The organism is Saccharophagus sp. K07 (assembly GCF_014336955.1).
Taxonomy (GTDB): domain Bacteria; phylum Pseudomonadota; class Gammaproteobacteria; order Pseudomonadales; family Cellvibrionaceae; genus UBA5868.
In genome coordinates this window covers 1,363,959-1,389,141 of sequence record NZ_QRAI01000001.1, presented here as the reverse complement: position 1 = coordinate 1,389,141, position 25,183 = coordinate 1,363,959, and the positions used below count along the sequence as shown (strand labels likewise).

The 25,183-nt window shown below is 48.2% G+C and carries 16 protein-coding genes and 2 pseudogenes; 11 read left to right on the top strand and 7 right to left on the bottom strand.

The features are described from left to right. The first annotated feature begins 160 nt into the window (after positions 1–160). Positions 161–2,335 carry a cation-translocating P-type ATPase gene (locus DWB84_RS05985; RefSeq protein WP_187408798.1) on the top strand — a complete coding sequence of 725 codons (2,175 nt, stop codon included), beginning with the start codon at positions 161–163 and terminating at the stop codon, positions 2,333–2,335. A 70-nt stretch (positions 2,336–2,405) separates the two neighbouring features. On the opposite strand, the gene DWB84_RS05980 is transcribed toward DWB84_RS05985, so the two are convergent. From DWB84_RS05980 to DWB84_RS05960, 5 genes and pseudogenes are all read right to left on the bottom strand, one after another. Beyond that, positions 2,406–3,308 carry a cation diffusion facilitator family transporter gene (locus DWB84_RS05980; protein ID WP_187408967.1) on the bottom strand — a complete coding sequence of 301 codons (903 nt, stop codon included), beginning with the start codon at positions 3,306–3,308 and terminating at the stop codon, positions 2,406–2,408. Beyond that, positions 3,301–3,573 (bottom strand): TMEM165/GDT1 family protein, encoded by a 273-nt coding sequence (locus DWB84_RS05975; protein ID WP_187408797.1) that lies wholly within the window; start codon positions 3,571–3,573, stop codon positions 3,301–3,303. Before DWB84_RS05975 ends, DWB84_RS05980 begins: the two co-directional genes overlap by 8 nt. Before the next feature lie 93 nt (positions 3,574–3,666). Next, positions 3,667–5,448, bottom strand: a pseudogene (locus DWB84_RS05970) (efflux RND transporter permease subunit); the annotation flags it as partial. A 24-nt stretch (positions 5,449–5,472) separates the two neighbouring features. Continuing rightward, positions 5,473–6,611 (bottom strand): IS3 family transposase gene (locus DWB84_RS05965; RefSeq protein ID WP_187408796.1). Its coding sequence is split into 2 segments (ribosomal slippage): positions 5,473–6,362 and positions 6,362–6,611, totalling 1,140 coding nucleotides; the frame shifts between segments, so codons are not numbered across the junction. A gap of 63 nt (positions 6,612–6,674) precedes the next feature. After that, positions 6,675–7,705 (bottom strand): annotated as a pseudogene (locus DWB84_RS05960) (efflux RND transporter permease subunit); the annotation flags it as partial. Between the two features lie 8 nt (positions 7,706–7,713). On the opposite strand from DWB84_RS05960, the gene DWB84_RS05955 reads away from it, so the two are divergent. Both DWB84_RS05955 and DWB84_RS05950 read left to right on the top strand, forming a co-directional pair. Then, the gene (locus DWB84_RS05955; RefSeq protein ID WP_187408966.1) at positions 7,714–8,301 is read left to right on the top strand and encodes a Tn3 family transposase; all 588 of its coding nucleotides are present in this window, start codon (positions 7,714–7,716) and stop codon (positions 8,299–8,301) included. Between the two features lie 474 nt (positions 8,302–8,775). After that, the gene (locus DWB84_RS05950) at positions 8,776–10,017 is read left to right on the top strand and encodes a site-specific integrase (protein ID WP_187408795.1); all 1,242 of its coding nucleotides are present in this window, start codon (positions 8,776–8,778) and stop codon (positions 10,015–10,017) included. Positions 10,018–10,056: 39 nt separating this feature from the next. Here the strand turns inward: DWB84_RS05950 and DWB84_RS05945 are convergent, their stop codons facing one another. Both DWB84_RS05945 and azu read right to left on the bottom strand, forming a co-directional pair. Next, complete coding sequence (locus DWB84_RS05945) at positions 10,057–12,114, bottom strand: TonB-dependent receptor (RefSeq protein ID WP_187408794.1); 2,058 nt, start codon at positions 12,112–12,114, stop codon at positions 10,057–10,059. A 419-nt stretch (positions 12,115–12,533) separates the two neighbouring features. Then, positions 12,534–12,983, bottom strand: coding sequence for an azurin (azu, locus tag DWB84_RS05940; RefSeq protein ID WP_187408793.1), 450 nt, complete (start codon positions 12,981–12,983; stop codon positions 12,534–12,536). Positions 12,984–13,273: 290 nt separating this feature from the next. Between azu and metE the strand changes: the two genes are divergently transcribed. From metE to DWB84_RS05900, 8 genes are all read left to right on the top strand, one after another. Then, positions 13,274–15,565 carry a 5-methyltetrahydropteroyltriglutamate--homocysteine S-methyltransferase gene (metE, locus tag DWB84_RS05935; protein WP_187408792.1) on the top strand — a complete coding sequence of 764 codons (2,292 nt, stop codon included), beginning with the start codon at positions 13,274–13,276 and terminating at the stop codon, positions 15,563–15,565. A 411-nt stretch (positions 15,566–15,976) separates the two neighbouring features. Further along, positions 15,977–16,969 (top strand): NAD-dependent epimerase/dehydratase family protein, encoded by a 993-nt coding sequence (locus DWB84_RS05930; protein ID WP_187408791.1) that lies wholly within the window; start codon positions 15,977–15,979, stop codon positions 16,967–16,969. A gap of 130 nt (positions 16,970–17,099) precedes the next feature. Then, a complete protein-coding gene (locus tag DWB84_RS05925) occupies positions 17,100–19,178 on the top strand; it encodes an NAD-dependent epimerase/dehydratase family protein (protein ID WP_187408790.1) in 2,079 nt (692 codons plus the stop codon). Between the two features lie 201 nt (positions 19,179–19,379). Then, on the top strand, positions 19,380–20,471 hold the full coding sequence (locus DWB84_RS05920) for a Gfo/Idh/MocA family protein (protein WP_222868016.1): 1,092 nt from the start codon (positions 19,380–19,382) through the stop codon (positions 20,469–20,471). Further along, positions 20,468–21,649 (top strand): glycosyltransferase, encoded by a 1,182-nt coding sequence (locus DWB84_RS05915; RefSeq protein WP_187408789.1) that lies wholly within the window; start codon positions 20,468–20,470, stop codon positions 21,647–21,649. Before DWB84_RS05920 ends, DWB84_RS05915 begins: the two co-directional genes overlap by 4 nt. Then, complete coding sequence (locus DWB84_RS05910) at positions 21,646–22,809, top strand: glycosyltransferase (protein ID WP_187408788.1); 1,164 nt, start codon at positions 21,646–21,648, stop codon at positions 22,807–22,809. Before DWB84_RS05915 ends, DWB84_RS05910 begins: the two co-directional genes overlap by 4 nt. 13 nt (positions 22,810–22,822) lie before the next feature. Further along, entirely contained in the window at positions 22,823–23,932 is a 1,110-nt protein-coding gene (locus tag DWB84_RS05905) for a glycosyltransferase (RefSeq protein ID WP_187408787.1), read from the top strand. A gap of 96 nt (positions 23,933–24,028) precedes the next feature. Beyond that, positions 24,029–25,135, top strand: a complete 1,107-nt coding sequence (locus DWB84_RS05900; protein WP_187408786.1) for a glycosyltransferase — start codon at positions 24,029–24,031, stop codon at positions 25,133–25,135. The last annotated feature ends 48 nt before the right edge of the window (positions 25,136–25,183 follow it).

The following is a 25,183-nucleotide window of genomic DNA, read 5'->3' as shown; positions in this document are numbered from 1 at the left end:
TCAGTTTGAGGTCTCCCATTGTGGTAAGGTCAAGACTAATTCATCAAAAAATTTCCGTATCTCATGCGATGGTAGTTTGCGAGTTTTTTGCCATACTCACTTGTTGACTTTCCCACGATGGCAAGGATTAAGCTGCAATAAATCCTAAGGAGAACTTGCGATGAAACCTTTAACCGACCATCAATCTTTTCAATTTAAAATCGAGGGGATGTCCTGTGCATCCTGTGTTTTACGTATTGAGAAGGCGCTGCTTGCAACCGATGGGGTGACTAGCGCCACTGTGAATTTCGCGACTGAAACTGGCAAAGTTGAAATCGGTGCAAACACTACTCAAGACACGATATTCGCAGCCATCAAGAACGCTGGATATGAGGCTTTCGCTATGGTGGACGCGTCTCCCGCCAAAACTGCAAATCTGGGTGGGAGTTCGTTTGTTTTATCTGGGTTATTAACCATTCCGCTGATGCTGCCAATGGTAGGGGAATGGTTTGGCTTTAGCTGGTCAGTGCCAATTGGTTTGCAATTGATTTTGGCGTCTATTGTGCAGTTTTATTTCGGTTTTCGCTTTTATCGTGGAGCCTACGCTGCATTAAAAGCACGCAGTGGCAATATGGATAGTCTGGTCGCTCTCGGTACATCGGCAGCTTATGGTTTGTCCATTTACAATATCCTTATCGGTCATGCGGGACATTTGTACTTTGAGTCTTCGGCAGTCATCATCACACTGGTTATTCTTGGGAAGTGGATGGAAGCCAGAGCCAAAAATCAAACCACAAATGCTATTCGTACTCTTCAGGATCTTCGGCCTGAAAACGCCAATTTATTAGAAAACGGCATCGAGAAAATCGTTTCCGCAAACACCTTGCAAATTGGCAATACTATTTTAGTTAAAGCGGGGGAGAGGGTAGCTGCCGACGGCGTTATCCTTGCAGGCAATGGCTTTATAGATGAGGCGTTGATTACCGGTGAAAGTCTTCCAGTTGAAAAGCAGATTGGGGATAAAGTGATCGGTGGCTCGATTAATATAGATGGGTTGCTCACTGTAAAAGTCACATCCAGCAACGCAGAAAGTACACTCGCAAAGATCATTCAACTAGTTGAATCTGCGCAAGCAAAGAAGTCGCCGTTACAAAAATTGGCCGATCGTATCAGTGCTGTCTTTGTACCTGTTGTTTTAGTGATTGCATTGGTTACTTTGTTGACCTGGGGTTTTGTCACTGGTGATTGGACACAAGCGATTATCAGTGCTGTAGCAGTATTGGTTATAGCTTGTCCCTGCGCACTGGGTCTGGCGACGCCAACAGCCATTATGGTAGGGACCGGGCTGGCGGCCAAAAGAGGCATTCTTATCAAAGATGCTGAAATTTTGGAATCGACAGAACATGTTGATGTGGTCGCTTTTGATAAAACCGGTACGTTGACGGAGGGCAAACCCAGAGTTGAACAGATTGATGCTTTTGTTGGTGAAGAAAAGCAGTTGCTCGGCTATTTAAAAGGTCTACAGCAGGGTAGCGAACATCCACTGGCAAAGGCACTGCTCGATTATGCCAATAAAGAATTTGTTACCGCCGAGCGTTTCGAGTTGATTCATACCTTGCCGGGTTTGGGAATGCGAGGTCAGTTAGAAGAGGGTAATTACTGGTTTGGCAATAAACGTTTGATGTTAAACGTCGGTATTGAAGCGTCTTTAATCGAAGACTACAGCGAAAAATTTGCGATAAAAGGCAATACGCTCTCGTGGGTCGCGAGACAAATAAAACCCAATACGATTGAGCTTTGTGGTCTTGCGCAATTTCAGGATACGCTTAAATCCTGTGCAATTGAAGCGGTCAGTCGATTGCACGAATTGGGCATACAAACCTGTCTGCTCACAGGGGACACACAAGACAGTGCGGACATTATCGCCGCTAAATTGGGTATTGATTTTGTTAGAGCGGAAGTGATGCCTGAACACAAGGCCGACGTGGTGAGTCAATTTCAATCAGAGGGTAAAAAAGTGGCCATGGTCGGAGACGGCATTAACGATACGCCCGCATTAGCAACGGCCAATGTGGGCGTAGCGATGGGGGCGGGTACCGATGTTGCGATGCAAACTGCGGGCATTACGTTGATGCAAAGTGATCCATTGAAGGTTGTTGAAGCCATTGCGATTGCAAAGAAGACTCAGCGAAAAATCCGCCAAAATCTATTTTGGGCATTTATCTATAATGTTGTAGGGATACCACTAGCGGCACTAGGCTTACTTAATCCTATGGTCGCTGGAGCAATTATGGCCGCGAGTAGTGTCAGTGTCGTGCTGAATGCGCTATTACTTAGATTGAATGCCTCCCACTGACCCACATGCAATTGCCATTTTGCATGGTTATTAATTTATCTGACTTTATTGTAAGGCCGTGAAAAGGATTTCAGGTCTGCGAATTCATATTGGACTTATCATCTCTACAGGATTCCCCGTGGAGTTCAAATTCCACGGTTGTATGGCTCAGAGCGAACTCCGCCAACTCATCCGACAATTGGGACTTTAAGCTGCGTTGGGCTTCAAGTGAGATGTCTGCATAAAGTTCGATGTGCACGGTGAGTACATGATGCTCTCCATCAAGGGACCACAAATGTAAATGGTGAAAACTTTGAAACTCCGGGATTGATTTGAGTTTGTCTTCAATTTTTTTGGCGAGGTTTTTGTCGGGTACGCCCTGCAAAAATAGTTTTAAGGTAGAACCTACATTACGTAACACATTGAACAATATAAAAAGGGTAAATCCGATGGCCAAAATCGGGTCCAGGATAGGCCATTCGACAAACATAAGAACGATCGACACAATAAAAACGGCAACCCAGCCGAGAACGTCTTCGAGCAAGTGCCAATTGAGAACCTTTTCATTCATGGTCTTGCCCTTGCTTAGCTTAAATGCCGCAAAGCCGTTCACAGCAATACCAAAAATCGACAATGCCAGCATGCCTTCGGTCACTGGCATTTCGGGATTGGATAAACGCGGGATTGACTGATAAAGTACCCAAGCAGAACCGGCAATCAGAACCATGCCGTTGACCAATGAGCCTAATAATGACAGCCGTTTATACCCGTATGAAAAACTCTGCGAGGCGGGCTTATTTCCGAGCTTTGCTAATATCCAGGCGAGCGCTATCGATAAGCTATCCCCCAGATCGTGAACAGCGTCGGCCATAATGGCGGTACTGTTGGTCAGCACACCACCAATAAATTCGATAATGGTGAAGGTGACGTTAAGAAAAAAAGCCCACGCGATACGTGAAGAACTCTTGTTTTGGTGATGGTCGTGATTATGCATGGTATAAAGTAAAAATCCCGATTCCGATAAAGCCAATACCGGCAACATAGTGTAGATACTTTTCGTTGATGTATTCTGCCAGCAAGCTTCCCGCAAGAACGCCCAAGGCGGAAGCCACAACTAGCGCTGCGGAAGCCGCAAAAAAGACCGTATATTTGCTTACCTCTTTATCCGCAGCAAATAGCATAGTTGCTAACTGAGTTTTATCGCCGAGTTCTGCAATAAACACTGATGCGAATATTGTTAAAAATATTTTCCAATCCATAACATTACCTGGTACTTCAAAAGCTAGTAATTTGTAGTGCGTCGTACTTCAATTCAATGCCCCCTCCTCAAAAAGGAGAGGGCTTCTGTATGATTATTTTTTTGTTTCTCGTCTATGAACCCACTGGTACAACACCGGCAGCACCAACAATGTCAGAATCGTCGACGATATAATGCCACCAATCACGACCGTGGCGAGCGGGCGCTGTACTTCAGCGCCGGTGCCGGTGTTTAATGCCATTGGCACAAAGCCAAGGCTCGCTACCAGTGCCGTCATCAATACGGGACGCAAGCGAATCATCGCGCCTTCGATAATGGACTCGGTTAACTGCCCGGTTTCATGCCAAAGCTGGCGAATAAAGGCGAGCATCACCAAGCCATTGAGCACAGCAACCCCGGAAAGTGCGATAAAGCCAATCCCCGCCGATATAGAGAGTGGCATATCGCGAAAATACAACGACAACACACCGCCTGTGAGCGCCAACGGCACACCACTGAAAATAATCAGCGCATCCTCGAAGGATGAAAATGCCATCACCAATATTCCGAGGATCACCAGGAGCGTGAGCGGCACGACGATGGATAATCGCTGGCTGGCTGATTCCAATTGTTCGAAGGTGCCCCCGTAATCCAGCCAATAGCCAGGGGGAATATCGGCTTTCTCGCGAATCGTTTCTTGAACTTCTTTAACGAAGCTGCCCAAGTCTCGACCCCGCACATTCGCCGTAACCACGATCCGGCGTTTACCGTTTTCACGACTGATCTGTGCTGGCGCGGGTGAAATATCCAGGGTCGCGACTTCTTCCAGTGGCACGTAATCGCCATTTTTAAGTGGTACCGGCAGAAATTTCAGTCGATCAATGTCTCTGCGTGTGGTTTCGGGTAAGCGCACAACCAGCTCAAAACGGCGGTCGCCCTCATAAATAATGCCGGCCGATTCGCCGCCGATGGCTGCGGACACCCAGTCCTGCAATTCAGCCACATTTAATCCGTAGCGACCTAACGCTGTGCGATTGGGTATCACCGAGAGTGTAGGCAAACCGGTGACCTGCTCAACGCGCGCATCCGCAGCGCCGTCAATCCCATTAACAACCTTAAGCACATCGTTTGCCGTCAATACCAGTTGATCCAGATCATCACCAAAGATCTTGATTCCCAGATCCGCGCGCACACCCGATATTAATTCGTTAAAGCGCATCTGAATCGGTTGGGTAAACTCGTAGTTGTTACCGGGCAACTCTTCTAGGGCGCGTTCCATTTCTTCCACAAGTTTTTCCTTGGTTTTGGATGTGTCTGGCCATTGACTCTGTGGTTTGAGTATCACAAAGTTATCCGCGACATTGGGTGGCATTGGGTCGGTCGCCACTTCCGCAGTACCGATACGCGCAAAAACTTTCTCCACTTCCGGAAAGGCTTTAATCCTTTTCTCAAGAATTTCCTGCATTTCCACCGCTTGCTCAAGCCCCGTGCCCGGAATACGCATCGCGTGTAAAGCAATGTCGCCTTCGTTCAGTTGGGGAATAAATTCAGACCCCAATGTTGAAGCCAACCATAAACAAAACATCACTAAGAAGGTAGCAAAACTCACTACAGCCCAGCGGAATTTAAGCGCTAGTTTAAGTAACGGGCGGTAAGCCGATTTAGCCTTGGTGATGACTATACTTTCTTTTTCACTGATCTTGCCGCTCATAAACACGGCAACGGCAGCTGGAACAATTGTGAGCGAAAGTATCATGGCCGAAAGCAATGCCATGACCACCGTTGCAGCCATCGGGTGAAACATTTTTCCTTCAACTCCGGTGAGGCTGAATATTGGAATGTAAACGATGGTAATAATGGCTACACCAAACAAACTGGGTCGAATGACTTCTGTTGTGGTCAACCCATTCCGGACACTTTGTTAAGCACAATATTCAAATTCAATAGGCGTCTGGTCACCCAGTGTTGAATGTGGTCGACACGAGTTGTAATAAGTCACGTATGCCCGCACGTCCTCTATCGCAGCTTCTCGCGTCGCATAAATATTTCCAGTAACCCATTCTCGCTTCAGGCTACTGAAGAAACGCTCTGTGGGAGCATTGTCCCAACAATTACCTTTGCGACTCATAGAACAAATCATTTGGTGTTGTTCCAGCAGTTTGCGGTAGTCCTTGCTCGCATATTGGCAACCCCGATCAGAATGATGCAGCAACCCCGGTGCCGGCTTTCGCAAGTTGATTGCCATCATCAGAGCCCGCGTAATCAGCGCCGTTTCCATCCGCCGATCAATGCTCCAGCCGACAATGCGGCGCGAATATAAATCCACCACCACCGCCAGATAAACCCAACCCTGCAAGGTCCAGATGTAGGTAATGTCCGTCGTCCAGACACGGTTCGCCGCAACCGGTGCAAAATCCCGATTTAGTACATTGTCCGCTACGGGTTCTTTGTGCTTACTATCTGTGGTCAGTACGAACCGCTTTTTTCTCTTAACCGCCAATCCCAGCTTTTTCATCAACTGGCGAACCCGATAACGGCCCGTTTCAAAGCCTTCTTTGCGTAACAGGGCCATCAGCCGGCGGCTTCCCAGGCTTTCCCGTGACTGAGCAAACAGCGTCTTCATCCGATGACACAGCTGCCAGGTTTGGCTATCAATAACCTCAGCGCTGCGGCCACACCATTCGTAATAGGCGCTGGTGCTGACCTGCATCACCCGACACAGAAGGGTCACCGGGTAATAAACCTGCTCGTCCTGGATGAAGCGATATTTCACTTCATTTCTTTCGCAAAGAAGGCGCTGGCCTTTTTTAGGATTTCTTTCTCCAACCGAAGCTCTTTGTTTTCTCTACGCAAACGCATCAATTCAGCGCGCTCGTCGTTATTCAGTCGGTCACCGCCGGTCTCCGCCTCAAGGTCGACCTTCCAGCGACGGACATTGGTTTCTGTCGTGCCAACGGCCTGCGCAGCCTTGGCAATCGAATAGCCTTGATCCGTTATCAGGGCTACCGTTTCCCGCTTGAATTCAGGCGTAAATTTCTTTCTCTTTTTGACACTTGTCATAGATCACCTCTATCGGTAGTTTAACCACCTTAACGAGGTGTCCGGTAGGATTGGACCACTTCATTCTGACGTTGCATCAAAAACGGTGCTTAATCGTTCACGTAAATCCAGTTGACCGTTTTTATGTTGATTCTCGGCCAAGCGGCGAACACAGTTTTCAACAATAATGACTGCGCCGTCGACGATCAAACCAAAATCCAATGCACCGAGGCTCATTAAATTCGCCGATACCCCCGTTTTCACCATACCGGTAATAGTCATCAACATGGCTAACGGAATGACAGCTGCCGTAATTAAAGCCGCGCGAAAGTTTCCTAATAGCAGAAACAGCACAACGACGACCAGAAGTGCCCCTTCCATCAGATTTTTGGAAACGGTGGCAATCGCCTTATCGACCAATGCCGTGCGGTCGTACACCGCTTCGGCGACTACGCCCTCGGGTAAGGAGGCTTGAATATCATCGAGCTTGCTTGCCACGTCTTGTGCAACAGTACGCGAATTAGCGCCGATCAACATCATCGCGGTACCCAAAACAGTTTCCACACCGTCTCGTGTCGCCGCACCGGTACGCAGTTCTTTGCCAATACCAATGTCCGCGACATCCTTCACTTTAATCGGAACAGAATCGTGTTCGGTGATGATGACATTACCGATATCATCGACGGTGCCAAGCTGCCCAGGTGAGCGCACCAGCAGTTGTTGACCGTTGCGCTCAATGTAGCCTGCACCACGATTGTCATTATTCGCTTGCAGCGCTTGCACCACATCTTCAACACTGACTTTGTAGACCAGTAGTTTTGCCGGGTCTGGCATGACGTGGTATTGCTTGTTGTAACCGCCAATACTGTTGACCTCAATCACGCCTTTTACTTGCGCAAGCTGAGGTTTGATAATCCAGTCCTGGATTTCTCGCAATGCCGTAGCTGTATAGGGTTCGCCATTGGCCATGCGCGCATCCGCTTTCGCCTGTACCGTGTACATAAAAATCTCGCCTAAGCCGGTCGAGATGGGGCCCATCTCCGGCTCAAGTCCGGGGGCAAAACACTTTTAATCGCGCCCAGCCTGGCGTTAATCAGGTTACGCGCAAAATAAAAGCTATCCGATCTTTCCAAAAGAGCGGATTAATAAAGATAAAATTATTGATAATTGGGAAGACGTTCTTCGTTTGTGCGCATCAATAAAGCTAGGCGAAGTTACGGCGTCTCAAATCTTCAAGCGATTGAACTCATACTCAAAAAACAATCCACTTTACGAAGCACTAAAAGCATTTGGAGGTATTCCAAAAACGTTGTTCTTGCTCCGGTATGCCGACGATGTGGGCATGCGAAAAGCCATCCACCGCCAGTTAAATAAAGGCGAGGCAGGGAATAAGCTTGATCGAGCGCTGGCCATTGGACGAGCAGATTATGTGCAGACAATTAAAGAAGATCAGGAGATCGCAGAGACCTGCAAGCGACTACTTAAAAATGTCATCGTTTGCTGGAATTTTATGTATCTCTCCAAACGTCTGTCAGAGGCCAAAACAGATGTTGAGTATTCCCTGTTGCTTAAGAAGATTAAGGCTTCTTCTATGCTGTCTTGGGAACATTTTGTCTTTCATGGTGAATTTGATTTTTCACAGAACTCGCTAAAAGACTCTCAACAGATAGATCTACAAAAAATCCTTGATCCAGACCTGATCAAAGAATAATCGATCTTCGCCGCTTTGCAGGAGAGTGGCCTCCACTCTCCTCGTTTTCCCAAATTTAACAACGATTTTTAGCATCGTTTCGGGAAAAGAATTGTCGTATAACTTGTTGTATTTAAAGGTTATTATCGAAAACCCATAGTAGTTTTTCGAGTTTTGTTTAGGATTTCCCTGGGGTGGCCATCGCAGTAGCTCCCAATGGCCAACCTTGGGTTGTCCGCGCTGATGGGACGATCTGGCGTTTACTCTATTGAAAAGGGGTAGCTGACGAATAATTTCATACAGCAATGGACCGGATTCTTGCTCGATTGCCTGGGTGCGATTGCACCCAGCGAGCGCGTAGGGGGATCGGTCCTACAACTCATCAACAGGAGCATGTCCCAACCTTAGCAGATCCTTATGTCCAATACCGTGACGTATTTGTCTATAAGCCAACGCACGTCTATAATCCTCAGATCCAGTTTCTGAGGCCAATCCATGGGCGTTCCAAAGCCGGTTCCTTTATATCCCACGCATTCTGAAATCGCCGATATGCGGCTTGCTGACTATCCGGATCTCAGGGCTTTTCTGGAGTCCGGGCCGGATTGGCGGCTTAAGCATTGGGCTTGGGGTTTGGATTTTTTGCGTTATGTGGCTCGCAACAAGTCTGAGCATACCTTTGCGCGCTTTCGCGCTGAGACCGAACGCTTTCTGCTTTGGTTGTTTCTGTTTAAAGACAAACCCATGGATACGCTGCGCAAAGCCGACATCTTGCTGTACGCGGATTTTTTCTGGAAACCACCGGTTGAATGGATTGGCTTGGCCACTGCAGATCATTTTGTTCCCCAGGATGGTTTTTATATGGCCAACCCTGAATGGCTGCCATTTCGTTTAAAGCTACCTAAGAACCAGTCTGTGGATAAAACTCCGGATCGCCGCCAGTACCGTCCGTCCCAGGAAACGCTCAATTCCATGTTCACTGGCGTTATTGCGTTCTACAAATATCTGGTCAACGAGGAAATCTGCTACGGCAATCCTGCTCAGGTTGCCAAATCCGATTGCCGCTATTTCATTGAGGACGTCCAGGTCAAAGAAGTTCGCCGTTTAAGCGATGAACAATGGCAATTTGTTTTGACTGCTGCGGAATCCATGGCCAATCAAGACAGCGTCTATGAGCGCTCTTTATTTGTTATTGCCACTCTGAAAACCCTGTTTTTGCGTATTTCCGAGCTTTCTGAGCGCAAAGAATGGATTCCGGCGATGAACCATTTCTGGCAGGACGAATATTCGAACTGGTGGCTGAAAGTTTTCGGCAAGGGCCGCAAATTGCGCGATGTTTCCGTGCCGGACGATTTTTTGCCCTATTTGAAGCGCTATCGGCTGTATCGCGGTTTGTCGGAGCTTCCTTATTCCACCGATTATTCGCCGCTGGTGGAAAAAATTCGCGGTCAAGGTGGCATGACGGCGCGACACCTTATTCGTTTGGTGCAACAGGTTTTCGACGAGGCCTATGAATCCATGCGCAAACAAAAAGGCGAAGAAGTCGCGCGCAAATTGCGCCAGGCATCCAGCCACTGGTTGCGCCACACGGGCGCCAGCATGGAAATTGAACGCGGTCGGGCCTTAAAAGATGTGTCAGAAGATTTGGGCCATGCCAGCATGGCCACAACAGATACGATTTACGTACAAACCGAAAGCCGCAAACGTGCTGAAAGCGGAAAATCCCGACGCGTTAAATAAGATTTTGCCTGCACTTGCAGTCCAAATGCTGGCAATCTCTCAGAACTCATAACTGATATTTATACGCACCGTGCGCGGCACAAAGCTGTGCACATGATGGTCGGCTACAGGTTCAGCCTCGCCTGCCAATTGGGATTCGTAAAAATATTCGATGTCGTAATCCGACGAATCAAATAGATTCAATACGCTCAAACCAAAATGCCAAGGGCTGGTGTCGTGATAGACAATTTTTAAATCAGCTTTAGATGCAGTTGCAGCGCGCTGACCTTCATCCAACGCGTAATCGCCGACATAACGCCACGCCAAAGATGCCTGCCAGCCCGAATCCCAACTGTACATGGTGCGCAGACTGACGATGGTATCCAAAGCACCGGCAATTTCCCGGTATTCCACACTTTTATCACGCAAGCGGCTGCGCGAACGGGAAAAATCCAGGGATAACAGCCAATTTTCCTGTGGCTGAAACGCCAATCCCAGTTCTACACCGTAACGACGGCTTTTGGCCCCCGAGTCTTCGGTAGTGCCTGCATCACCGACAAACATTAATTCCGAGTCGACCTGCAATGCCCAAAGTGATGCAGACAATTGCCAGCGTTTATCTTGCGAATACCAATCGCCACCCAATTCCGTACCATCCACCGGCACCAATGGATCGGCGGATTCAATTTCTTCGCCAGTCACAGGATCCAGCTTTGCCAATACGCCGCGCGCATCATTGCTGTGATAACTGCGGCCGATATTCCAATAGAATTCGCTGCGATCGCTCAGTGAAAAACGATTGCGTAAAGCGCCTGTCCAAAGATTGGCATTTCGTTGGCCACCATTTACCGATAGCGTTTCGGGCAGCTCCGCATCCAGAGGATTTACATCGAATTGATGGAAATTCCAGCGCAAATTAATCGTACTGGTCCATGCCGGCAGAATTTGCACCGCCATTTGCCAATAAAGCGCACTACTCCATTGATTGATTTCATCCTGGCGAACAACACCCGTTGTATTTCGTTCGCTGGAAAGCAACAGCCCTACCGGATCGATGATGTCGTAACGCGCATTCCAGCCGAACGAATGGGAGGATTTCATACCCAGAAAATAGCTGTCTTCCCAAATCCAGCCAGCGTCTCCACCAACCAAAGTGCGCTCGTCCTGTTGGTAAAACTGGTCGCCGTCAGGATTGGTGAAATAGGAAAAATTCGACCACAAATCCATGCCGTAACGCACGGCATAAGCTGTGGCAAACCAGGTGCTATGAGCGAAGTGCGAGCGTTTCTGCAGCGCCAGGCTATAACGATAGGATTCTCCACCACTGGAAGGATCAATGGTCGACAAGCGCGCTATATCGCCACTTTCAATCGCACGCAGAGGAATCTGGTCGGCGGAATTCCAGTTGTTGTCATAAATCATCAGGCTCGCATCGAAGCCATGTTCCACATCTCCGGTGGAATATTTGAGCCAGATGTTTGTCTTTTTCACATCCTCGTCGATATTTTTCCAGGGACCATCGTAGTTTTGAAATTCCCCTGCCAGGAGTAGAGCTCCCTCCCCCGCTGCTTTTTGTCCTGCCAATAGCGCACGGCGATAACCAAATCCACCGAGTTCCAGAGACGCTAAATTGCGCTGGAGAAAATTCGCCGTTTTGATATGAGCTTCGCCAATAGCGGAAAAATCGCCCAAATCGCTGTAAAACGGCCCTTTGCGATATTCGATGCGATGGACTAATTCAGGAATCAAAAAATTGAGATCGGTATAACCCTGACCATGGCCATGGCTGACCATATTGACCGGCATATAATCAATACGTGTGGAAAAGTCGGTTCCGTGATCGAGATTGAAGCCGCGCAAAAAATATTGATTGGCCTTGCCCGATCCGGAATGTTGTGTTGCCACTAATCCAGGCACCAACTCCAAAACATCTCCAGGACGCTCAAGCGCCAAATTATCTAGATACTCGCGCTCAACAAATCCCGCGTTGGTACCGCGAACTACGCTGTTTTCCTGGGATTTTCGGCCTACTATTAAAATTTCCTCGACGACTCCCATATGCGCCCACGAGTGGGTCGCGCTCAACAGCACAGCGCCCAAACAGTACGGTTTCCACATACAACTCATCTATGTTCCCCAATCATTCAATTTGGATTTGATCAATGCCTCAAAAATGTGCAAATAACGGCGAGCAACCGCATAGCAAGCACCATACCAAACCAAGCGAATCGAATCGAATAAGCAGATTTTTACAAATAAATCATGGGGATAGAAACTAATTGTGAACGACCTTGATGCATAAGCACTGCTCACAAAACAACTAGGGCACCATAAGTGTGCATTTTCTACTGCATAAATCTGCGCACTCTGTACCCCAAACGAAGGTGAATAAAAAATCGCCACCTTGAAAAAAACGAGTGATGAATAATTAGACAATCGCGAGACGGATTCGAATGAAGGGACTAGTGGTTAGCCACGGAGAAAAGAAAAAATCGATAAAAAAAGCAGCTGGTATTCCAGCTGCTGTTAATTTTCGGTTATTTCACTGCAAGGGTTCCTTTCATCAAGGAAATATGCCCCGGGAAAGAGCAGAAAAAGGTATAGCTCTCCCCTTCTTTTAATTTGGCCGCCTCAAATGTTGTAGATGTTTGTTCACCACCGCCGATTAAATCTGTGTGGGCAATAACTCGGTCATCGCCGGGCTTTAGATAGCCGTTGTCCAAACCAGCAGCTATGCCATCGCGAGCTACAGCATCGGCATCAGATGATTTTGCGATAACGACGTTATGGCCCATCACATTTTTTGCGAGTTTGCCGGAGTGCTTGAGATTAATCGTAAATTCTTTGCAGGATTTATCTACCGCGATTTCACTTTTGTCGTAGCGCATCGCGTCGGTGCTATCAACGGTTACGCTGCAATCGGCGGCCATGACTTGAGCTGAAAACGCTGCTAACAAAACTGGCACTACCAAATATTTCATTTTCATTGCTAATCTCCACGGATTGTTGCGCTTAAATAAAGCCGGAACATCAAAATATAAGACCGGCGCTGTTGAAAAGTATCCACTTTGGCATTTATTCCAATAAGGCGTCCAGCATCTGGAATATTTGTCGTCATATTGGCATTCCGTTGCTTAACAGCATATAAATTAAGAATCGTTTCGCCGCGCATAGAACGATGAATATAATTCATCGATCAATGAAAATAATGCGTTTTTGTTCATGCATTGAACTATCTAGGATGGCTGCCGGGTTCAAACTGATACGGACACTTCTTATGGCGATCACACATAATCTCGGCTTCCCGCGCATTGGGACCAAGCGCGAATTGAAATTTGCCCTCGAAACTTATTGGAAAGGCCAGTCTTCCCTGGATGAGCTGGAAAAAGTCGGCGCAGAACTGCGCCAACGTCACTGGCAAGACCAAGCAGACCTTGATCTGGTACCGGTTGGCGATTTTTCTTTTTACGACCAAATATTGGACTTGAGTTTTATCCTCGGCAATCTGCCGCAGCGCGTGCGCGATTTTCATGGACACGAGTTGGATAATTATTTTCGCGTTGCGCGCGGGCGCTCAACAAATACCGCAAGCGATCACGCGCAATGCTGTGGCGGTGTCGCAGCAGGTGAAATGACAAAATGGTTTGATACCAATTATCACTACATAGTCCCAGAATTTACTGGCGACACCATCTTTAAACTAAATGCCTCGCGTTTATTGCAACAATTGGCGGAGACCAAAGCGCTTGGTCTTAGAGCAAAACCTGTTATTGTCGGTCCTATTACCTATTTGGCAATTGGGAAAACCAAGGACAACTGCGACAAACTTGCCCTCCTCCAACCTCTGATTGCAGCTTACGGTGAATTACTCGACGCTTTAGCTGCGCAAGGTGTGGAATGGGTTCAAATCGACGAGCCGATTTTGGTTACAGATTTGGAGCCAGAATGGCAACAAGCCTTTAAACACGCATATCAGGCACAGAATACAGGAAAAATAAAACTGCTGCTCGCGACCTATTTTAGCCAATTACAGGATAACTTGCCGTTGATCGCCAGTCTGCCAGTGCAAGGTGTTCACCTTGATGCAATCAACGCCCGCAATGAAATAGATCCACTGATCGGTCAATTGCCAAATGATCGCGTGATTTCCCTGGGTGTGATTAACGGTCGCAATATTTGGAAGACCGATTTAAATGCAACGCTAGAGTGGTTGTTCCCAGTGCATCAACGTCTGGGTGATCGTCTTTGGCTGGCGCCATCTTGTTCGCTGTTGCACGTTCCGGTGGATTTGAACAGTGAAGAAAAACTCGATCCGGAAATCAAATCCGGGCTGGCTTTTGCCAAACAGAAATTAAATGAATTAACGATCTTGTCTTCGGCTTTGGCGCACGGTTACGCCTGTGTCCGCGCAGAGCTGGAAGCGAACGCCGCAGCGATTCAATCGCGCCGCAAATCATCCCGCGTCCACAACCCCGTTGTGCAAAGCGCACTCGCAAAAATTGACGGGGAGCTCGGCAAGCGCAAAAGCCCTTATGGGATACGTGCAGCTAAACAGGATGCACTGTTGAATCTACCTAAATTCCCCACCACGAGCATAGGTTCATTTCCCCAAACGGCTGATATTCGCCAAACGCGGCACGACTACAAAATCGGAAAAATCGACGCAGCGACTTATACAAGCCGTATGCACAAAGAAATTGCGCGCTGCGTACGCGAGCAGGAAGATTTGGAGCTCGATGTACTGGTGCACGGCGAAGCTGAGCGCAACGACATGGTGGAATATTTTGGTGAACAGCTGGATGGTTACGCTTTTAGCCAAAATGGCTGGGTGCAAAGTTACGGCTCCCGCTGCGTAAAACCGCCAATTTTGTACGGCGATATCAGTCGTCGCAAACCTATGACGGTGGAGTGGATTCGTTATGCACAATCACTGACCAACAAGCCAATGAAAGGCATGTTGACTGGCCCGGTAACCATTCTCAACTGGTCGTTTGTGCGCGATGATCAGCCGCGCTCAGTCTCGTGTTACCAACTGGCGCTTGCTATTCGACAAGAGGTTCAGGATCTGGAAAAAGCGGGCGTGCATATTATCCAGATTGATGAAGCGGCACTGCGCGAAGGTTTGCCGCTGCGTAAATCGGAATGGCAAACCTATTTGGACTGGGCCATAGAATCCTTCCGCATCGCCGCTAATGGTGTCTCGGACGAAACGCAAATTCACACTCATATGTGTTATTCGGAGTTCAACGACATTATTGCATTCATCGCGGAAATGGATGCGGATGTTATTACCATTGAAACATCCCGGTCGGATATGGAATTGCTCGATGCATTCGAAAATTTCAACTATCCCAACCAGATCGGCCCCGGTGTATACGATATTCACTCTCCCAATACGCCGAGCGTTGAGCATATTGTCGCTTTGATGAAAAAGGCTGCGGAGCGCATACCAGCTGAACGTCTATGGGTTAACCCCGATTGCGGTCTAAAAACACGGCAGTGGGAAGAAGTCATTCCGGCCTTAACCAATATGGTAACTGCCGCGAAAGTGCTGCGCGAAACAGCGTGAATTTGGAACCCGGCCACGGCCGGGTTTTTCGTTTGTTATGCGAATTCTTCGCTTCGTCCCCTATTCCTACCGACTTGAAGCCAACCTGTAAATCTTACAAAGCCTCGTAAAATAAATAGCTGCGTCAAGCTGCGTTTTTATAAGCACGACCATATTTGCAGAAAATTCGTGCTGCAGTCACGAGCATTTATTTCATTTGTTCATTTCCCTGTTTTCAATGTTATTAACTGGCATATATCTCGCTTAGCTGCAGTTTTGGCAATGTACGTTCTTGGTTAGGAACCTCATATGTTTGACGCCGCACATAGGTGAGCAACCTGCGTGCGACTCTCCAGCTGGCGATGAATTCGGGACGATCTTTATCGTCTTGCCGCCGGATCCTTACTTATTTCATAAAGAACAGGGTATGCGATGACGCGCGCAATACGGAAAAAAATACTGATCGCGGGGGGAGCGGGATTCCTGGGGATAAATTTATGCAAAAGCCTGCTGGGAGATGGTCACGAAGTCTTTATTTTCGATAGCTTCCCTGCCGGCAGCCGCAACAAAATTGATTACCAATTCGAAGCGGAAAAATCCTCCAAAGGCGTATTGCAGATCCTTGAACAAAACGTCACCCACCATATGGATTTGATCCATCTGGAAATGCACGAGATCTACAATATGATGGCGGACACGCCCTCAAGGCGGTACCAGAAGGATCCGCTGCAAACCTTAAGAACCAGCACAGAAGGCATTAGCAACCTTTTGAAACTGGCCATGAAGCACCGCATCAAAATTTTGCAATCTTCCGACAGCGAAAGTTACGGCGAGCCCGAGCTTCAACAGCAAACATCGTTTGACGAAGGCCAGCGCTGCGCAGAAAGTCTTTGCATGGATTTCCACCGCATGTATGGATTGGAAGTCAAAATTGCACGAATTTTCAATACCTACGGCCCATTCATGCTGCCCAATGATGAGCAGATCATCGCCAATTTCATTGTCCAAGCACTACGCAATCAGCCCATTACCATTTATGGCGATGGCGAGCAGACACAATCATTGTGTTATGTGGACGATCTTATCGCCGGTTTGCGCGCCTTAATGGATTCGCCTCAGCCGATCGTAAGACCAGTCAATTTGGGAAATCCCAGTGAATTTACTGTATTGGAAATAGCGGAAAAAATTATTGCTCTTACAGGTTCATCCTCGCCGCTGATTTTTGAGCCCCATCTCGAAGACGATACCAAGCCCGCGCCTGATATCAGCCGAGCCAAACAGCTGCTGAATTGGGAACCGCAAACACCGCTCGAAACTGGCCTGGCCCGCACCATCGATTATTTCGAACGTCTGCTGCAAAACAATGCATCTTTCGCAGCGCTCCAGAATTCTCGCCCACGTTATCAAGGAGAAATTGTTCTATGAGTCCGCGCATTCACACAAAAGGCGAAGCTGGATGGACCGGCTCTCACCTTAGCCTGAGAGGTTACTTGGTGCGCGCTCTCGATAAAAGTATTCGAGATGGCAACGAATCCATGCGGCGAGGATTGAGCTTATGACTGTCAATTTTAAGTGGCAGGCAGCTCAAGCAAGGCTTGGCGTATCTCAATGGTTGCGCCCAGGTAATCATGAGCAGGTAGAAAAAACTTTGCAGGATCTGCAAGCATTGAATATCAACCGTTTGCGTACGGGAATTTCCTGGGCTGACTGGCAATCACCAGATGGCCGGAAATGGTTCGACTGGTTGATTCCCCGGATTTGTCAACACATGGAATTAGTGCCCTGCATAACCTTCGCAGCAGTAAATCCAAACCACTATGTGGATTTTATCGACACAATCATCACTGCCTACGGAGAATACTTTGATTGGCTAGACCTTTGGAATGAGCCAATCAATTTCGCTAAATCAGATATCCCCGACTGGAAAAACTTTTGCGAAATGATCGGTCTGGCCTCCCACTGGAGCAAAAGCCGCAGCAAAAAAACACTACTTTCCGGTGTATGCCCTACTGATCTCAATTGGTTGGAGATGGCTGGTTCGCACGGCGTACTTATATATATAGATGCCATTGGTCTGCGCGGCTTGGCCGGAACTTCAGAATTCGATTCCAATTCCTGGCCACAAAAATTGGCGAAAGCCCGGGAGATATTCGATAAACACAATTTGGATCCGGAAATCTGGATTACCGAAGCATGTTATTCCACGTGGCAACATGATGAAATTGGCCAAATCAAAACTCTTATGGACGCATTGGAAGCACCGGTAGAACGAGTGTATTGGCACTCCGCGTATGACATGCTGCAGCATGGTGATTTTCACAGAGATACTCAACCTAGCTCCCCTAGAAACAATCGCAATCATTATTTTGGCCTTAAAACTGCGGATGGTTCAGCGAAATTAATTTATCGCGTGTGGCAGCAAGGTGGTCTCGGTGGCTTACACAAACTGGCTGATAGAGCATTCCAGCGCAACGGGGATTTAAGCCCCTCTGCAGCGAAAAGTAATGAGCAAACATTGCACATTCACATCGCCAAAACTGTCAAAAAACCTGTACTGATCACTGGTGGAGCAGGCTTTATTGGCGCTAATGTCGCAGACCGTCTGTTGCAAGAAGGCGAAAAGGTTTTGATTTTCGATAACCTCAGCCATCCAGGCAGCGAACGAAACTTGGAATGGTTGTGCGACACCTATGGCAACAACGTGGAGCTGAAAGTTGCTGACGTATGTGATCGGCATCTGGTAGGCGAAGCGGTGCGACGTTGTTCACGCATTTTTCACTTCGCCGCGCAAACCGCGATTAGTGCCAGTATCAAAGATCCTCAGCGGGATTTCGACATCAATGTGCATGGCACTTTGAATATTCTCGAAACCCTAAGGCACATGAAATCACCTCCTCCGTTATTGTTCACTTCGACAAATCAAATTTACGGAACCTTGGATGAGATTGCTGTAGAACAGGTCGGCCTTCGATATCAGCCAAAAAATTCTCAACATCGAAACGGCATTAACGAATCGCAGCAGTTGGATTTTTGCACTCCCTACGGTTGTTCCAAAGGAGCTGCAGACCAATATGTGTTGGATTATGCCCGCACCTTCGGAATTCCCGCCGTCGTATTCCGTTTAAGTTGTGTTTATGGTCCGCGGCAATACGGAACAGAAGAGCAAGGTTGGGTTGCACATTTTTTACGTCAGTGGATGGCGGAAAAAACTCTGACTTTGCAAGGCGATGGCCGTCAAGTGCGCGACATTTTATTTGTCGACGATTTGGTAGATGCCGTAATGCTCGCACAAAAACATATGGGCCGACTATCGGGCCAAGCTTTCAATATTGGCGGTGGCCCCGCCATCAGCATCAGCTTGCTGGAAATGATGCAACACCTCGAACGCTTGATCGGCAGACCTTGCCCATTTCAATTTGCGGATTGGCGATTTGGCGACCAGAAATTCTACATTGCAGATACGCAACGATTCCGCCAACTAACGGGTTGGCAACCATGCATTGGCATTGAAGAAGGGCTGGCGCAATTCTGTGAATGGGCATTGGAAAATCGCTTTGATTCCACCAACGTCATAAGCCCGACACCAGCTTATCTTTTACAACAGGGAGCCTTGAACAATGTCTGGATTCGCTAGCGCCTTGCTTTCACACCTATCAAATTGCGATACCACTGAATTTCGCGAAGTAATTACGATTAAACAAGTAGCAACGCCTAAACAATTAAAAATGTTTAGAGAGTTAACAACGCTTAAAGAAGTCTGCGACGACCACCTAAAGCAAAAATTCCAAACGTTGGTCGATGTCACCAATCACCTCATCAACGGATGGATCAAGATATGACGCCTGCAATTACCATGAGAGCGGACGCTCCTGTTCTGACAAGACCTGTTCTGCACAACAAATCTGCTAAAACAAACATTACTACGACTATTCCCCGCCTGGGTTTTATTGGCACTGGACGGTTGGGGCAACTGCGAATGCAGGCCTTGATGGATTATCAAAATGCACTGACGAGTCCCCTCGCCCACTTTGATGCCGTGTTTGATCCGTCACCTGAGGCGGCACAAGAGGCGGCAAAATTATCGGCTCGGACACATATCAGCAGCTCACTCGATGAATTGTTGGAAATGGATTTGGACGGCGTGGTAATAGCCACTCCTAGCGCGTTGCATGCAGACCAATGTGTCGCGGCGCTGGAAAGCGGTAAAGCCGTGTTCTGCCAAAAACCCCTAGCTCGCACCAGCGCCGAAACAGCTCGTGTTATTCACGCCGCACGACTCAGCGACAAACTACTTGCAGTGGATTTTTCCTATCATTATTTGCAAGGCATGCACACACTCAGAGAATTGATTGCGAAAGGTGACCTGGGAGAAGTGTTTGCGGTGGATTTGGTTTTCCACAATGCCAATGGGCCGGATAATCCTTGGTGTTATGACATGACTTCTGCAGGTGGCGGCTGCGTGATGGATTTGGGAATTCAACTGGTCGACTTGGTGATGTGGTTGATGAACTCCAACGAAGTCAATCAACTATCCAGCACGCTTTTCCATCAAGGAAAAAAATTGCGTCCACCTTATAAAGACAAAGTGGAAGATTTCGCGATCGCCGAATTCGGCCTGGGCAATACCCGAGTTCGCCTCACTTGTTCCTGGCACCTCCACTCTGGCCAGGACGCGGTAATTGAAGCGCAGTTTCATGGTACCCATGGCGGCGCCGCTGTGCGCAACGTAGCAGGCTCGTTTTACGATTTTGAGATTTACCATCATCAAGGCGCGTCAAGCCAACGAATCGCTGGTTATCCGGATTCCTGGGGTGGTCGGGCATTGACCGATTGGATAAATCGTTTGGCGCGCTGCGATCAATACGATCCGCAGGTGGAACAGGCGCTCCATGTTGCACAGGTCATCGATAGGATTTATTGCCGATGATGCAGCTATTAATGACAACGGATCCCGCCAGCGGTATTTGGACTTACTGCATGGAGCTCTGCACTGCTTTGCGTTCTTACGGCGTACATATTTCCCTTGCGGCTCTCACGTCCGAGATAAATCCGCAGCAAAGGCGACAATTGTCCGCGCTCTCACATGTCACCCTATACGAAAGCCCTTATCACACGCGCTGGCAACAATCGCCTCTGGATAATATGGAAAAAACCGGCGAGTGGTTAGTGGCGCTAGAGCGTAGACTCAATCCGGAAATAATTCATTTAAATCATCTTATTTACGGCAGTTTGAACTGGCGCAGCCCGGTGGTGCTCGTCGGCCATTCCTGCAGCTTATCCTGGTGGGAGGCAGTTAAAAAAAGACCTGCGCCGTTTGAACAATGGCACCGTTACAGGGAAATTGTCCGGCACAGCGTTCGCCAAGCTGACCGAGTGGTTGCACCTTCAACGGCTATGCTGGATTCGCTGCTGTTGCATTACGGTCCGGTGGAACATCCGTCAGTTATTTTTAATGGGCGAGACTTTCCCCCGCTGTTATCCTCACCCGAGGCTAAGGTTCCTTTTATGGAACCCTTGGTAATGAGCGCGGGACGTGTTTGGGATGAGGCCAAAAATGTCAGTACCGTTGCGAAAATTGCGCGGCGTTTACCCTGGAAAGTGTGTGTCGCCGGTGCGCAGGAATCGCCGGAAGGCTTGCGTATTGAATTGCCGGGCGTTATCGCCCTCGGGCATTTATCCGAGGAAAAGCTCGGTGAATGGCTGAGACGCGCCAGCATTTATGTAGCGCCAGCCCATTACGAACCTTTCGGATTGGGAATTCTGGAAGCAGCCCGCTCAGGCTGCGCTTTGGTGTTAGGGGATATTCCTAGCTTGCGAGAAATTTGGGGTGATTCCGCTGAATACGTCGATCCTGACGATCCAGCGGATTTACGCCGCTGTATACAAAATCTGATTGCCAATCCATCCTGGTTGCGTGAGTTGATGGAACGCGCTTGGCGTCGCGCACAGCGTTATTCCTCCAGCCGGATGGCTGCAGGTTATGTCCATCTTTATCAATCTTTGCGCCAACAATTCTCTCAAAACCAACCTCTGCGGCAACCGGCATTCCAGCTGGTGCCTCGCGTACTGGCTTCCCCCACCACCTTATCTGGAGCTCAGAAATGAAATTCAGCCTTTTTTATCACTCGCTGGAATCGGATTGGAATCACGGTAATGCGCATTTTTTGAGAGGTATAGCTTCCGAATTATTGGAGCGCGGCCACCAAGTTCAGATTTACGAACCTGCCGATGGTTGGAGCAGAGAAAATCTACTGCACGATCACGGCACTGCCGCAATTGAAGCGTTTTATGCAGTTTACCCGTCGCTTAAAAGCCAAATTTATACCCAGGAAAGTTTGGATTTGGAGCAGGTTGCAGCGGATTCGGACGTAGTAATCGTGCATGAATGGAATGAGCCGTGGTTGGTCAACGGCTTCGGTGAATTACGCAATCGGCTGCAACAAGGCGCCAATTCCGATCAGAAATTCTGTTTGTTATTTCACGATACCCATCACCGCGTCGTCAGCGATCCCCGTTGGCTGCACCGTTTTCGCCTCGACTATTACGACGGCATACTCGCCTTCGGTGAAGTGCTCACCCGCCTTTATCAGGAACACGGCTGGAGCGACGCCGTTTGGACTTGGCACGAAGCAGCGGACACTCGCGTATTTTACCCACGCGAACCCAATCCCGATTTGCCCTTCGGCGATCTCGTTTGGGTGGGAAATTGTGGTGACGACGAGCGCGCGGCAGAATTAAATGAATTTTTGATTAAACCGGTGCGCGCTCTCGAACTTCACACGCACGTTTACGGTGTGCGTTACCCGCGCGAAATTCTGCAAAAATTCGCTCTTAAGGGTTTGCATTACTGCGGCTGGCTGCCAAATTTCCGCGCGCCGGAAATTTTTGCCAACCATCGCGTAACAGTGCATGTCCCCCGCCGTTATTACGCAGAAAGCCTGCCGGGAATTCCCACAATTCGTCCGTTCGAAGCTATGGCGTGCGGCATACCCCTGGTGAGCGCCCCCTGGGATGACGTAGAAGGTCTTTTTACGATCGGGCAGGATTATTTAATGGCTGAAGATAATCAACAGATGCAGCGTCATTTAGCTACTATCCTACTCGATACGGATTTTGCCCAATATTTGAGTGACAACGCTTTAAAAACGATCCGCCAGCGTCACACCTGTGGACACCGCGTCGATCAATTGTTGGAAATTCTTGAGGATTTACATGTACTGCAGGTGCGCAGACCCGTCATAAGCGCGGCTGCTGCCATCGCCTAAGAGGGTTCACGGAATGCGCGCTGCAAACTCCCTGAAAATTGCATTTTTTGGCTCTGGTCTGGCTTCGTCTTACAGGAATAATGCCGCGACTTATCAACGTGGCATTATCAAAGCCCTGGCTGAGCTAGGTAACCAGATTACTTTCTACGCACCCGACTCTTTTGACGGTCGGAAACATCGGGTAATGGACGATCCCGAATGGGCCAATGTCGTTTTTCCTGCGGATGAGAGCGGCACGCGCGCAGCCTTGTTACACGCAAGCACGGCAGATGTGATTATCAAAATCAGCGATATAGGCGTTGTGGACGAATGGCTGGAGCGAGAAGTTTTAAATATTCATGGCAAACCATCACGTGCGCTCCGAATTTTTTGGGACATGGATCCATCAACGAGGCTGGAGCGAATCAAACGAAACCCTTATGACGCCTTCCGTTCACTCATTCCCCGCTATGACATTATTTTTACCTACGGCGGTGGACGACCGGTTATTGATGCCTATAAAGAATTGGGCGCACGTTTTTGCCAACCGCTTTATAACGCACTTGATCCGAAAACACATTATCCTGTTCCGACAGATCCACGCTATCAAGCAACACTCGCATTTTTAGGAAATCGCCTGCCGGATCGCGATGCTCGTGTTTTTGAATTCTTTTTTCAAGTTGCCGCCGCCATGCCCGACGCAGAATTTCTGCTCGGCGGCAGTGGCTGGGATTCGCATATCCCACTTTTTGATAATTTGAATTACTGCGGCCAGATCCATTCGCAAGACCGTAATACATTTCATTGCAGCCCTCTTGCTGTTCTCGATATTAATCGCGACAGTACGGCACAATGCGGATTCTCGCCCTCGCAACAAGTTTTTGAAGCCGCAGGTGCAGGCGCCTGTTTAATTGTGGATCGCTGGGAAGGTGTGGAAATGTTTTTAAAACCCGGAAAAGAAGTTTTATTGGCATCCAATGGCGTGGAAGTTATGTCGCATTTGCGCACTCTAACGCCAGAACGTGCAACAGCAATTGGTGGAGCGGCGCGCATTCGATTATTGACTGAACACACTTACACTCATCGGGCACGACACATGCAAGAGATAATGGCCGAGCGATCTCAAATGCGGGAGACAGCGTAACAACAGCCGAAACAGTAATACGTCACGCAGCAGAAAATACATTTATTACGAACGGTTTCGGCAAACAGATAAAAATTAAAAAAAGGTTCTTTTGCCATGAAACCTCTAAATATAGTGATTTTCGGGCTATCTATTACCTCCTCCTGGGGCAACGGCCACGCAACCACCTATCGCAGTTTGGTTAAAGCGCTGGCGATGCGGGGACACAGAGTCACTTTTTTTGAAAAAGATGTTCCCTGGTACGCTGCGAATCGCGACCTTCCCGAGCCTCAATTTTGCCGAACGGTGCTTTATAAAAATGTCACAGATTTGAAAGTCTTTCAGGACTTTTGGAAAAATGCTGACCTAGTGATGTTGGGTTCCTACGTCAGAGATGCTTACGACATAGCTCAACAAATCAAAAAGAAACGCCCCGCCTGCTTCGGCTTTTACGACATGGACACTCCGGTGACGCTGGCCAAATTGGAGCGAGGCGATTACGAATATCTGCATCCATCCATGATCCCAGAATTCGATATTTATTGGTCATTTAGTGGCGGTCCTACTCTAGAAACATTGGAGAAAAAGTATCGAGCGCGACGAGCGCTGCCACTTTACTGCTCTGTCGATTTGGATTTGTATTTTCATGAACCGGTGTCTGGCAATGATTACGATCACCGCCAATATGCTTTGGGTTATATCGGAACCTACAACACAGACCGCCAATCGACCTTGGCCAAATTATTAATCGAGCCAGCCCGACGATTACCTAATTTAAAATTCTGTGTTGCTGGCGCACGTTATCCTTCCAGCATCCATTGGCCAGGTAATGTCACGACATTCGAACATATTCCTCCAAGCAAACACTGCCACTTTTATAATGATCAATTATTTTCGCTAAATGTTACTCGCCGGGAGATGGTACGCGCCGGTTATTCCCCCAGCGTTAGACTTTTTGAAGCAGCTGCCTGTGGTACACCTGTGATCAGCGATTTTTGGCCTGGGCTTGATAAATTTTTTCATATTGGCGAAGAAATACTGGTCGCGCGCACCGCAGACGACGTAGTGAAATATCTGAAAATGGATGAAGAACAACGTTTGGCGCTCGGCTTGCGTTTTCGCCAACGCGTCTTGGATGCTCATACCTCTCGCCATAGAGCTATGGAAATTGAACACCACTTTGACCAGATTAGCGCGCCTACCTCATTGGCCGCCAACCATTAGTTCTGGCTGTTATTTAACTGAACTGAGATACGATTAAAAAAATGAAAA